This is a genomic window from Prevotella sp. P6B4 (assembly GCF_000619985.1).
Lineage (GTDB): Bacteria > Bacteroidota > Bacteroidia > Bacteroidales > Bacteroidaceae > Prevotella.
Map to the genome: position 1 here is coordinate 171,134 of NZ_JHVE01000001.1, position 13,061 is coordinate 184,194.

Genomic DNA, 13,061 nt, shown 5'->3' on the forward strand with positions numbered 1-13,061 from the left:
CTAACTGCCTTTTTTCTTTGTTTTGTTTTGCTGGTCAGGAAAAAAACATTATTTTTGCAGCCATGAAACGAATACTGTTTACCATAGCCTTTGTGATAGCATCTCTTTCTCCGCTATCCATCGTGGCCCAGGAGGTTGTCAATCTCTCTGGCGCTTGGGATTTCTGTGTTGGCGAGACACCTCGTTATACTGATCAGGTGATTCTGCCAGGTTCAATGCTTACTAATGGTAAAGGCGACTCAGTGTCGTTAACTACCCGTTGGACGGGCTCGTTGTATGATTCGAGCTATTATTTCAATCCCTATTTACAGAAGTATCGTCAGGAAGGTAACCTGAAGTTCCCCTTCTTTCTGACTCCCGATCGTCATTATGTAGGCAGCGCTTGGTATCGTCGTAGTGTGTATGTGCCTCAGTCGTGGGAGAAACGTCGTGTCACGCTCTTCCTCGAACGTCCGCATATCGAGACGACTGTGTTGGTGAATGGTACTGAGGTAGGCCACGACATGTCGTTGTCAACTCCTCATGTCTACGATGTGACCAACTATGTCTTGCCCGGGCAACGTAATACCATCGAGGTGAAGGTGTATAATGGTATCGATCATGTGTGCGTGGGACAGGACTCGCATAGTGTTTCCGATCAGACGCAGGGTAACTGGAACGGTATCATCGGACGCATGGAACTTCGTGCCCAACCTCGTAAGCTCTATATTGATAAGGTAAAGATCCATCCGCATCCCTTTGTTAACTCAGTGGGGCTCGAGATTGAACTTCGTGGACAATCGCCCGATTTTGGTTTTTATGGCATGCAGGTGATGATACAGCGTGAGAATTGTGACACGGCAAAAATCTATGTGGCCAACTATGATATCTGGTCGAACCACATGAAACTTGAGGTGCCGGTGATTGATGGTAACTGGCTGTGGGATGAGTTCCACCCCAACTGTTATCGCTTGGCTGTCAGTGCTGGCGACGATTATTATGAGACCACCTTCGGTATGCGTGAGGTGGGGGTAGTGGATCGTCAGATATTTCTGAACCGCCATCCCATTTTCCTGCGTGGAACCGTGGAGAACTGCTGTTTCCCCGAAACAGGCTTTCCACCTACCGACGAGGCCTCGTGGGAACGAATCTTCCGCAAGATCAAAGAATATGGCTTGAATCATGTGCGTTTCCATTCCTATTGTCCGCCCGATGCTGCTTTCTGTGCGGCAGATAAGTTGGGTGTATATCTGCAACCTGAGGGACCCTCGTGGCCGAATCATGGGGTGAAGTTAGGGCAGGGGCAGCCTATCGACGACTATCTGTTGCAGGAGTCGAAACGTATTATAGATACCTATGGTCATCATCCTTCGTTTATCATGATGGCGGCTGGCAACGAACCAGCAGGCAATTGGGTGGAGTACTGTGCCGACTGGGTGAAGAAGATGAAGGCCTACGACCCCTATCGTATCTATTGCGGTGCCTCGGTTGGTGGCGGATGGGCTTGGGATGCAGGCTCCGACTATCATGTCAAAGGAGGAGCCCGTGGCTTGGCGTGGGATAAGCATGCGCCCAGTTCTGATGACGACTATGATGACCAGATACTCCGTCCGCGCAACTATCGCGATACCGTTGATAACAACTCGCCCATCATTGCCCATGAGCAAGGACAGTGGTGTGCTTTCCCTGATTTCAAGGAGATACCGCAGTATGTAGGTGTGTATAAGGCGCGTAACTTTGAGCTGTTCCGCGATTTGCTGGCCGATCATGGTATGGCCTCTATGAGCGAGAAGTTCCTGACGGCCAGCGGTCGATTACAGACCCTGTGCTATAAATACGAGATAGAACGCAATCTGCGTACTACCGATTATGCAGGCTTCCAGTTGCTGGCCCTTAACGACTATAGCGGTCAGGGTACTGCCCTTGAAGGTGTGCTCAATGTGCATTGGGGTGAGAAGGGCTATACCAATGCCCGCGAGTTCTTAGAGTTCTGTCGTCCCATCGTGCCTCTGGCCCGCTTCCGTAAGTTTGTCTTTGCTAACAGCGACACCCTTCGTGTGCCAGTTGAGATCTATAATGCCATGTATGGTCATCTGCGTAACGTACGTACCAGCTATTATATCTATACCGATTCTGGAAAGGTGCTGGCGGGCGGTTTACTGGCTTCTGGCGATATCCCTCTGGCTAAGCATACGCAGGTAGGTGAGATTGTGTTCCCGCTCGATTCTGTCACGGCACCACAGAAACTGACACTCGCAGTGAGTGTGGGTAGCAATGCCGTGCGTAACCATTGGGAGTTCTGGGTCTATCCTGATTCTGTGGCGATGCCGGCTTCTGACAAGGTGCTGATAGCCGATACACTCGACGCCCGTGCTTTGTCCGAACTGCAGCGGGGTGGTACAGTATTGCTTACAGCTGCTGGTCGTGTCAGGTTTGGTAGCGATGTGGTGCAACACTATCTGCCAGTGTTCTGGAACACGTCGTGGTTTAAGATGCGTCCGCCACACATCACAGGTGCCTATATCGATAAGGAGCATCCTTTGTTCCGCTATGGATTCCCTACGGACGACTGGGGTAACCTGAACTGGTGGGAACTGCTGAACAAGGCCCAGGTGATGAACCTCAGTGAATTCCCGCTCGAGTACCAGTCGCCCATCCAGCCGATTGATACGTGGCATGTCTCGCGTAAACTTGGTATGCTGATCGAAGCCCGTGTGCTGAAGGGACGACTGCTGATGACCACGATGGATCTTTCTTCCGATCTTGAGCATCGCTTGGTAGCTCGTCAGATGCGTCAGGCTGTCCTGCGTTATATGCAGAGTGCTGACTTCCGACCATCGCTCAACCTTTCGCCCGATGTGATTACCCATCTCTATACCCGTCAGGCTCCTAAGGTAGATATGTTTACCCGCGAGAGTCCCGACGAGTTGAAACCAAAAATAGCAGGCACTTCGAAATGAAGCGCCTGCTAAATGTTTTATCTGCAACTATTCTTTATTTGTTGGCAGGGTGATCGTAGGTTGATGTACGAACATCCCAGAACATCTTTGAATAGTAGTTGTTGGTGCCATCCTGCAACTTGGCTACAGCTGCCTTCCAGCTCTCGCTGTTCAGTGTGCTCTCGTCGGTGGGGTACTTAACACGGCTGATAATATCGCCCTTTACATCCGACAGAGGCTCAAACTTGTAAAGAGTAGTGCCTAAGGCTGCACTGTACTCACCTGGACGTACAATCTGCTCAGGATAACCCGTACGACGGATCTCTGTCCAAGCCTCTGTACCATTGGTGAACAGGTCGATGTACTTCTGGATAGCGTAGGTCTCGGCATTGATGTTCTGGCAGGCTGCGGCTACATAGGTGGCCACCTCATCCTCATCGGGTGTTGCACCCATCACGTCGTACCAGTAGGCGATACTTGCCTCAACACCTTCCTTATAGTCGTCAGCGCTGAATCCGTTGTACTCACCAATGATGAACTTCAGCTCAGCATAGGTCATCAGGGGCACGGCGTATGTCTTAGCCAATACAGGAGGCTGAGCAGCATACCAGCTGGCCACACCGTCCTGTGTAAACAGACGGGCCTGAACACCAGTCTGAGTAGCCACTGCCATACCGTTCCACTTGCCATCATCTACAGTATAGACGTGGATACGTGGGTCGATAACACCTTCCCAAGGATGCTTTTTTGAAGGACGAGCCTCAACGTTCAGGGTGTCGGTCTGACCCTTCAGCAGGTCGGCCAGTGTCTTGTTGATGGCGAAGTCGTTACGACGGTCAACAAAGAAACCCTCGTAGAACTTACAGTACTCAGTACCTGTAGCTGAATACTGGAACTTGGCTGCATCGTCGTTGCTCTCGAATACACCGCTGGCCAGAGCCTGCTGGATGTAGGTCTTCCAGTTGCTGTCAACCTTTGACATATGGATGGCGAGACGGCACTTCAGTGAGTTACCGAACTTCTTCCACTTCGAGGCGTCGCCATCGTAGATCACGTCGCCACTGGTGAAGGCTGGCTCGCTCTCGTCGATCATCTCTACAGCCTCAGTTACTTCTTTCATCAGCTGAGCATACAGCTCCTTCTGGTCGTCGTACTTAGCGTAGAGCAGACCATCGCTTTCCAGCTTCAGAGCCTCAGAGTAGGGGATGCTTCCCCATGTGTCGGTCATCAGGTCGGCCAGCCAAACCTTCATGATCATAGCGGCTGCTATCTGATTGGCATTAGCACCATAGGCCGAGCTGGCGTCCTTAGTGGCAGCATCGGTGTTCATGTTGATTACCTTCTGGAAGTTGTTCAAGCCCATATACATGTACTTGAAGTAGCTGTTGTTGACTGACTCACGAATCTGGTAGCGGTCTTCCTCGGTGTAGTTACGCTGGCTCCACTGCTGTGAGTAAACCAGGCACTGACGAGCGCTGAACCAGTTGTCGTAGATGTTGTCCATTGTCCACTTCTCTGCTGCGTTCATGATCATGTTCGAAGGAACATTCGAAGCTGCATTAGGGTTGACATTCATTGCCTCCTGATCCGTACAAGCAACAGTAGCGAAGCAGAGAGAACCAATCAGTGTATATTTAATTAATTTCTTCATATTATGTTTCCTCCTTTGTTTTAGAATTTCATATTGACAGTGAATCCATAGGTAGAAACCATTGGTGTAGCACCACCTTCAACACCCTGGATGTTTCCAGAACCTGTCACGATCATCTCTGGGTCGAAGTGCTTTACATCAGGTCCCCATACAGCCAGGTTACGACCGAATGCCGACAGACGTAGGCTCTTAACGAACCACTGGGGCTTGAGGTTGAAGGTATAGCCAACGCTTACCTCGCGCAGTTTGATATAGTCGCTCTTCAGCAGGCTCTGTGCAGCAGGGCCAGTGTAGAAATTCTCGTAGTAGTCGCGGGCAGCCACAACCTGTGTGTTAGGTTTGCCGTCTGTGGTGTAACCCTGAGTGATGATACCTGTCTCACGAACGTTGTTAGCGGCAGTCTCCTCGAACATACCGCAGTACATACCCCACAGGTAAGTAGTAGAGAAGTACTGACCACCCTTAGAGAAGTCGAGCTGGAAGCTCAGATCGAGGTTCTTATAACGGAACGCGTTGGTCCAACCACCAGTGAAGTCTGGGAAGATATGACCAATCACCTGGTTGCCGTCGGTAGCCATATACAGACCGTCATCACCAACGAGTTTGTTGCCGTTCTCATCATATACATAGTCGGTACCCATGATAACACCATACTCCTCGCCAACCATAGCGCCAATCTCTACCAGGAATGGAGCGCTGGCAATACGATAATAGTCAACACCATCAGCCAGCGACTTTACCTTGTTCTTGTTGGTGGCTAGTGTCAGGTTGGTGTTCCACTCAAAGTCGTGGGTCTTCACAGGAGTAGCGTGTACGCCAAACTCCCAACCCTTGTTCTCGATCTCACCAGAGTTTACATACTTATAGATGTAACCTGTGGTACCAGATACTGACAGAGGCAGAATCTCGTCCTTGGTGTTGGTTCTATAATAGGTAACATCGAATCCTAAGCGGTTGTTGAAGAAGCTCATCTCCAGACCAGCCTCGAACGAGGTGGTTGACTCTGGCTTCAGGTCAGGGTTCTGCATGGTGTTAGGCAAACGATAACCTGGTGTGGTTGCGTCGATGTTAGTGTACTGTGAGAAGGTGTTGTACAGCTGATAAGGATCAGTGTCATTACCTACCTTGGCGAAGCCGAGACGGAGCTTACCGAAGCTCAGCCAGTTCTGCTTGTCCTTCAACAGCTCAGAGAAGATCCAGCTGCCAGTCACTGAAGGATATACATAAGTGTTGTTGCCTTTAGGCAGGGTAGAAGACTTATCACCACGGATGGTGCCTTCCAAGTACAGCATGTTCTTCCAACCCAGTGTAACGTCGCCGAAGAGTGAGTTGATAGACTTCTCACGACGGTAGTTGTAGCCAGCGGCCTGAGTCATTGAGTTAGCCAGGTTGTAGAACTCGGGGATAGCAAGTCCGCCCTGTGTCTCACCATATACGTACTCGTAGTGGTTCTTCATGATGTTGGCACCCAGGTTGGCGTTCAATGTGAAGTCATTGAAGGTCTGGTTGTACATCAGCATGAATTCGTGGTTGATCTCGTACTGCTGACGAGAGATCTCCATATAGCGTGACTCCTCCTGTGAACCAACGGCGTTGCGCTCGTACTCTTTGTCAACGAAGAAGTCGAGGTTTACTTTATACTGAGCCTTCAACTGAGGCAGGATCTGGTAGCTGACACCTACGTTACCATAGATACGGTTACGTGAATCGTTCTCGTAGTTCATGTAGCGGCTCCAGTACTGGTTGTTATGATAGGCAGGTGTGGGATCGTCAGCATCGTTACGGTTCCAGGTGGCCTGTGTGCCATCGGGATACTTATACATATCCTTCAGCTCGGTCATATCCAGCTGGCGCTGTCCCCACTGTACGAACTTCACCATGATGTTGTTGTCGCCATAACCAGTATCCTGACGACCCTTGGCGCGACTGTTGAAGAAGTTCACGCTGGTGAATACGTTCAGCTTCTTGTCAGGGCTCATGATGTTGCCGTTGACATTGAAGATGTTCTTATACATAGCGCTGTTGGGCAGATAGCCGTTCAGGCTGGTGTTGGTATAGCTGATACGGAAAGCGCTATTGTCGTAAACCTGAGAGATGGCTACGTTGTTGGTGAACGATACGCCAGTCTCGAAGAAGTCATCATAGTCATGCTTTGGTGCGCTCCAGGCTGATGTGGTAGGATCGCCAACCTTTCCGTTAGCCTCCCACTTAGCCAGGTCGTACCATGAGAGAACCTGACGGCCATCCAGTTTGGGACCCCAGCTCTCGTCCATACCGTAATCAGGTGTCAGATAGGTCTTGCCATTGATGGTCACCTCGCCAAAATCGTCTTCGCCATAACCGCCACCATACAGTTTCTGCAGTTTAGGCAGTTTGCTGACGCGCTCCAAGCCGATGGTTGAACTGAACTCTACACCCAGTCCCTGCTGTTTCTTGGCTTTCTTGGTGGTAATCATAATTACACCGTTTGAGGCGCGGCTACCATACAGAGCCGATGCAGCAGCACCCTTCAGTACTGATACACTCTCGATATCATCTGGGTTCAGGTCCTGAATCAGGTTTCCATAGTCGTAACCACCACCACCACGCTGTGTGTCGTTAGAGTTGAAGTCCTTACCCTCCAAGGGTACACCATCAACAACGAACAGAGGCTGGTTCGAACCACTCAGTGAGTTGTTACCACGGATGAGTACCTTTGATGAACCACCCATAGAACCTGCACCAGAGCTGATCTGCAGACCTGCAACCTTACCCTGCAGGGCGTTTACGGGGTTGCTCAGTCCACCACGGCTCTTAATCAGTTCGTCGCCGTTAACTTCTGATACGGCATATCCCAGCGCCTTTTTCTCGCGTGAAATACCCATGGCGGTTACTACCACCTCGTCGATAGCCTGGGCATCGGTCTTCAAGAAAATACGCATGCCATTCTTGGCAGTAACAGTTTTGTCCTCATATCCCAGATAGGTGATTTCCAACTGGTTCTTTCCATCTGGAAGAGATACTGAGAAGCGACCGTTCACATCGGTCAATGCACCGGTTTGAGTTCCCACAACCTTAACGGCAGCACCGATAATAGGCTGTCCGTCTTCTTGTGAAAGAACTGTTCCTGTAACTTTCGTTTGTGCCAACGCATTTCCTACACACAGGAAAAGGCTGACAAGAAACATTGTTAGACTTTTTTTCATAAATTCACTCTCTTTGATTAATTATCCTAATAAAAATCTTTTTTAGTTGGCACAAAAGTATATATTTCTTTCTTAAAAAAGAAACAAATTAATTAAAAAATATCACTTTTGCTATGTTTTTCGTATAATTATCCGGAGTGGGTTGATTTATGTCAATATGAAAGCGATATTTTAATTAAAATTACAAAACGTCAGCAAAAGGCGGTTTTTGCTTTCTTTTGTAAAGTGTGGAATGAAAAAATAATCGGATGCTCTGTTCGAACATCCGATGACTGTTAGGATTTGTTTTTTTTCTTATTTGACAACGGTCTTTTTTCCACCTATTATATATATGCCCTTAGGCAGGTTTGTTGGGTTGGTTCCCCAGTTGCGACCGTGGAGATCGTAGATGGTCAGATTCAAGCTGTCTGCTTTAATGCCCGATACGCCTGTGTCATCCGATACTAAATAAATGCCGAAGGCCACATCAGTGAATTGTTTTCGTTCACCTTTGTCTGTGTAAAGGGCTGAGAAGGCATAGTCTCTGCCTGCAGCCAGATTGCTGAACTCAAAATCGTATGTTTTGGATTCGCCTGGTTCTAACTCAACATATGCTACCTTGTAGGTGGTGCTTGACTGGAATTGTTGCTCTTCAGGGAGTTTGCTGAAAATATAGACATACACATAGTTCTTATAAGCTGCAGAACCAAGGTTCTTTATAAGCAGACTCGGCTTCAGTGTGTTCCCGTCCACATCGTAGTAGTTCTGATAGTTGCTCTTCAAGGTTGTATTCTCGATGCTCCCCGAACACTGTAATATCACAGGTGGTGCATTCACTACCTGCACCGTCAGTTCTTTCAATACGGTATCGTCCTTGAAATTGACCAAACGCAGGTAGAATGTTCCTGTTTCCTCTGGGGTAAAGTGAATGGTAACATCCTCGGTCTGGCTGGGGTCGATGTTCACACCAACTCGTGAAATAAGCGTCGCATCACTGAAGTCAGCCATCTTGGCTATCTCCAGATCCATGACACCCGTATTCTGATTGCCAGTGTTCTTCACGCTGGCTATGATCTCAACTGCATTCTGGGCATATGCATCCCCGTTGACTGACGCTGACATGACTTCCAGCGTAGTCGATATTTTTGTGATGTCTGACGAAGCGTCTATCTCAGTTGAAATCAGTCTGGTTCCTGCTATTTGCAGTTGTAGGAAAACTGCTTTCGACAAACTTGCATACAGCCATTCTGATGTTCCGCTTACGCGCTGGAGTGCACGAAGTTGGTAGGTGCCATCTGCAAGATCCTTTCCGAACAGCATGGTGTTCGATAATTGGGCGAACTTACTGCTCTTGATAGTCTTGTTTGTTGTCCCCTCAAAGATTTTCAGGAGTGTTTCGCCCTGATATAGTCCGAACGCCAGATCAAAAGTGCCGTCCTCTTCAGGTGTGATATAATTATAGAGATAGGCATATGCCTTCAGAGAGAAATCATCTGATGTTGAGGCGCGTTCAATGTCTGGCGTTTGGGTGAATACTCTTGAGGTTGTCAATCTCTTGATCTCGTAAGGTTCCTGAGTTTTCTGGATACCGACAATAGCCGACTGCCAGATGGAATATCCGTCTTCGCCAGGTGCTCCACCTATGCCTTGATCTTCAGGATTCATCACTGAGAGCAGGAAGTAGGCATCACTGTATCCGCCCCATCCCCAGTTGATATGGTAGTAGCCATTTCCGTCGTAACCGTCGCATACAAAGGCATGTCCACCTCCGGCAGCGTAGCCGCAGTACAATACAGGACGCTGGGCTTCTAACTCCTGATAAATGATGTCGTCCCATTGCTGGGAGGTGTAGTTGGCACGATAGATGACTTCTGTGGTTTTGTCGCTTCCCAAGAATCTGCGGAGCCCTTCTGCTGCATTAACCTCATGGGCACCGGAGCTACCCATGTCGTAGTTCATCTGGGTGGCATAACCGCAATAGGCCATCAGTTTGGCTACTTCCTGTGCCCCCTCGTCGGTATCATCTTTGCTGTACTCATCACGCATCAGTTCCCAGTTGAAGGTGGTAGGCTCCAGATCAATCAGAGCTGCTCCTGGCGATGGCACCCTTTCGGTTACCTGTTCAGGAAACTTGTGGTAATAAAGTATCTGGGCCATGGCTGTGGCCATACAACCTGTTACGTACTGATTACTGCTGGTTGCTACACGGAGATTATATGGAGCCGATTGGTTCCATTTGCTGGTCACCATAGGTGCGATAGCCTCGTGTGTGGTGCTTCGTGTCATGGCTGACTTGGCCCAGCCGTTGCCAACGGCCTTGACCTGTCTGTTGATCTCATCCAGCCAATACACTAATTGTGGCGGCATGTTTTCGGCTGATATGGAACCAGTATCGCTATAGCCCAGTACTGATGGGGTTTGATCGTTGGCCGATATAATAACGAAACCGTCGGATGATTCAGTATTGAAGACGAACAGTTGGTCATGATGTGTATCGATCAACTGCAGATGATTGCTCATGGCACGTGTGGTGCCCTGATGCTTGTTAGATTGGCTGTTCAGAAATGCCTGAGCCTTTTGGCGGGCCTGACTTTCGGAAACAGGATTGGCCAGACACAGATATGGAAGTAAGGATAGAATAAAGAGTAAAGACTTTCTCATAGACAAAAAGGATTTTTGAATGAAAAATGGGACTTGATAATCTTGCTTACCAAGCCCCATTCTATTTATTTAAACCTTATTACTCTGCTGGAGTAAAGTAATCGTAATCGTTACCACTTGCCAGAGAATAACCTAAGTTTCCTGCTGAAACATAGTACTGAGCACAGATGAAGCAGAAGTGGTCTTCAAACATTCCGCTCTCATAGCCATAATCGGTAATATATGCATCGGAACCCTGCCAGTAACCTAAATCGCGAATAGATACTTCGCCATAAGTTTTAAATGTCAGACCAGTACCTTGAGCAGGGATACGGAAGAATGTATAAGCAGCACCCTCTTTTTCACCTTTAATGGTCAAGAGATTAATCTTCAAGTGATGACCTTCACCGAATACATCCTTAAAACGATAGAGTTTGTCATTGGTGGTGCAAACCTGAAGTGTTGTTGGAACTATACTACCAGCCAAATTACCAATTGTCGCAATGCCGAACTCATAAGTTCCCTCGCATACGGTAGACCAGTCAAGACCTGTAAATGAGGTTGATGAAACGTTCTTTGCATTACCGTTAACAGCAACAGCAGTGATGGTGTATTCGCCGTACAAGTCGGTCAGAGTAACGTCGACAACTTTACCGCCCGACTGCTTGTCGTCCTCGAGAGTTGCTTTGGTTCCATTAGAAACCACGTAGTCGGCATATGCATCAGCACTCAAACCGCGGGCATCTTTATCAGCAGACTTCTCTGCCAGATAATACACGTCGCTGGCCTTATTATTGGCTAAGATACGTATTTGAACATCATTGTCAGGATTCAGAGGAGCTGTTACCTCGTACTGCTTGACGTTTACATAGGGGGCAGAGTCGCCTCCTGGTGTCGTTCCTTCCTCCAGTGTACAAGCAGTGAATGCCAGCATGGCGAGAAGCGACAGTGTTAAACTAATATATTTTTTCATATCTTTTTTCATTTTATTATTTGAACACGATATTACCATGCGTATGGAGCAGAGTTGCCCTCAGGTGCCTTCGGGTCTGGGTTGTTGGTACAAGCAGTGTTGTAGTTGGTCTCTGTCTGTACGATACACCAGTTCATCCATTCGGGAGTGGTCTGTACATTCCACTGATACTGGTCGGTGTGGTTTGTACCAGCATAGCTACGGATGATACCCTTCTGCAGACGCTTGATGTCGAAGGTTGCGAAGCCTTCACCCCAAAGCTCTACACGGCGCTGCCACCATACCTCGTTACGGAACTGACCTGTGCTACCGTTGTAGTAAGCCTCGCTGCCATGAGTTCCATATTCATAGTTCGCATCACGGGTCTTGGCAAACTTCTCCAGCAGCTGCTTTCCACGAGCCTCGTCCTGCATACCAGCAGCCTCAGCCTCGATCAGGTACATCTCCTCAACACGCATCATAGGTACGGCTACCACGAAACCTACATACTGGTTATCGCGACCAGCCTCACCACCGGCGGTACGGAACTTCAAAGGCAGACCACCTACACCGCAGTAGCCCTTGCTACCAACGGCCTTACCCGTTGTGAGCAGCCAGTCGGGGTGATTGCTGTAGGCAGCAAGTGCCTCAACCTTGGCAGCATCAGAAGGCAGATTGTCGATATCGAAATCGATATAGCACTTCTTGCGGCAGTCTGTTGCAGGGATGGTCTCATAGAGGTGACGGTCGATACAGAATGGCTGACCATAGTTAGCAGCATATCCGCAACCAGAAACCTTAGGATTGATCTCGATACACATCAGTGAACCCCAGCTTGAGTCAGCGTCGTTACGCAGAATCTGAGGATCGTCGCTCTTGTACTGCATACCCAGCATCCAAGCACCGTTAGGAGTGTTGAAGCCAGTCTCCCAGTCAGTGTACTGGTCGGCAGTCATGATGGTATAGCCGTTCTGAGCCAACTTCGCGTACTTCTCTGCATTAGCCCAATCTTCCATTTCAAGGTAAGCGCGAGCCTTCAGACCATATACAACGCTTTGGTCAGGGGTCAGAATATCGCTTCGCTTATAGTTTGCTAAGTATTCTTCAGCCTTGTCCAGGTCAGAGATGATGAAGTCCCAGATCTCCTGGTTGGTAGCACGTGGGTTGCTTGTCAGATCAGATACAGAAGTCTTCTCGCTGACGATAGGTACTGTTACGTCGTTCTTGTCAACGGCATAGGGCTTCTGGCAGTACATACGAGCCAAGTCCATGTAGAAGTAGGCACGCATAGCATAGGCAATACCTGCGCCGTTCTTCTGCTTTTCTGTTGGCTCGTCGCCAGCCATGCTGATCACTTCGTTACAGCTCTTGATCCACTTATAGTAGTAGGTCCAAGGGAGCTGGGCGAAACGGTATGACGGACCAAGATACTGAGCTGTGTACCAATAGGTGTACCAGTTCTGGTAAGGATATACAATATCCTGTCCCATGATATCGCGCTCCAGATAGAAGGCCGGTATACCCAGGTCGTAAAGATATTCATCGCTTGGGCTATATACGAACTGTCCTGTAAGCGTGGCAGTGATAGCATCAACAGCATTCTGGAATGCACCAGGAGCGTTTGCAACCTGGCCGACTGTAGCATAGCTCGTCTGAGGCTCAATCTCCTTGATACAGCTGGTTGCCGTTGTCATCAGTGTAGCAACCGCTATAATAGATAATATTTTATTTTTCAT

At 48.7% G+C, this 13,061-nt stretch carries 6 protein-coding genes; 1 reads left to right on the top strand and 5 read right to left on the bottom strand.

The features are described from left to right. The first annotated feature begins 62 nt into the window (after nucleotides 1-62). On the top strand, nucleotides 63-2,939 hold the full coding sequence (locus tag T491_RS0100700) for a sugar-binding domain-containing protein (protein ID WP_028902174.1): 2,877 nt from the start codon (nucleotides 63-65) through the stop codon (nucleotides 2,937-2,939). 34 nt (nucleotides 2,940-2,973) lie between these two features. Here the strand turns inward: T491_RS0100700 and T491_RS0100705 are convergent, their stop codons facing one another. The 5 genes from T491_RS0100705 to T491_RS0100725 all read right to left on the bottom strand — a co-directional run bounded on the left by T491_RS0100705 (nucleotide 2,974) and on the right by T491_RS0100725 (nucleotide 13,061). Continuing rightward, nucleotides 2,974-4,569: a SusD/RagB family nutrient-binding outer membrane lipoprotein gene (locus tag T491_RS0100705; RefSeq protein ID WP_028902175.1), complete on the bottom strand. Its 1,596-nt coding sequence runs from the start codon at nucleotides 4,567-4,569 to the stop codon at nucleotides 2,974-2,976. Between the two features lie 20 nt (nucleotides 4,570-4,589). After that, nucleotides 4,590-7,754, bottom strand: coding sequence for a SusC/RagA family TonB-linked outer membrane protein (locus T491_RS0100710; RefSeq protein ID WP_028902176.1), 3,165 nt, complete (start codon nucleotides 7,752-7,754; stop codon nucleotides 4,590-4,592). Between the two features lie 294 nt (nucleotides 7,755-8,048). After that, nucleotides 8,049-10,394, bottom strand: coding sequence for a C10 family peptidase (locus T491_RS0100715; RefSeq protein WP_028902177.1), 2,346 nt, complete (start codon nucleotides 10,392-10,394; stop codon nucleotides 8,049-8,051). A 79-nt stretch (nucleotides 10,395-10,473) separates the two neighbouring features. Next, nucleotides 10,474-11,346 carry a hypothetical protein gene (locus tag T491_RS16850; RefSeq protein WP_155949978.1) on the bottom strand — a complete coding sequence of 291 codons (873 nt, stop codon included), beginning with the start codon at nucleotides 11,344-11,346 and terminating at the stop codon, nucleotides 10,474-10,476. 32 nt (nucleotides 11,347-11,378) lie between these two features. Then, complete coding sequence (locus T491_RS0100725) at nucleotides 11,379-13,061, bottom strand: RagB/SusD family nutrient uptake outer membrane protein (RefSeq protein ID WP_028902178.1); 1,683 nt, start codon at nucleotides 13,059-13,061, stop codon at nucleotides 11,379-11,381.

What these genes read in the sequence shown, in the direction of transcription:
- T491_RS0100700 (WP_028902174.1), top strand. Translation starts at nt 63, where the DNA reads ATGAAACGAATACTGTTTACCATAGCCTTTGTGATAGCATCTCTTTCT.
- T491_RS0100705 (WP_028902175.1), bottom strand. Translation starts at nt 4,569, where the DNA reads ATGAAGAAATTAATTAAATATACACTGATTGGTTCTCTCTGCTTCGCT.
- T491_RS0100710 (WP_028902176.1), bottom strand. Translation starts at nt 7,754, where the DNA reads ATGAAAAAAAGTCTAACAATGTTTCTTGTCAGCCTTTTCCTGTGTGTA.
- T491_RS0100715 (WP_028902177.1), bottom strand. Translation starts at nt 10,394, where the DNA reads ATGAGAAAGTCTTTACTCTTTATTCTATCCTTACTTCCATATCTGTGT.
- T491_RS16850 (WP_155949978.1), bottom strand. Translation starts at nt 11,346, where the DNA reads ATGAAAAAATATATTAGTTTAACACTGTCGCTTCTCGCCATGCTGGCA.
- T491_RS0100725 (WP_028902178.1), bottom strand. Translation starts at nt 13,061, where the DNA reads ATGAAAAATAAAATATTATCTATTATAGCGGTTGCTACACTGATGACA.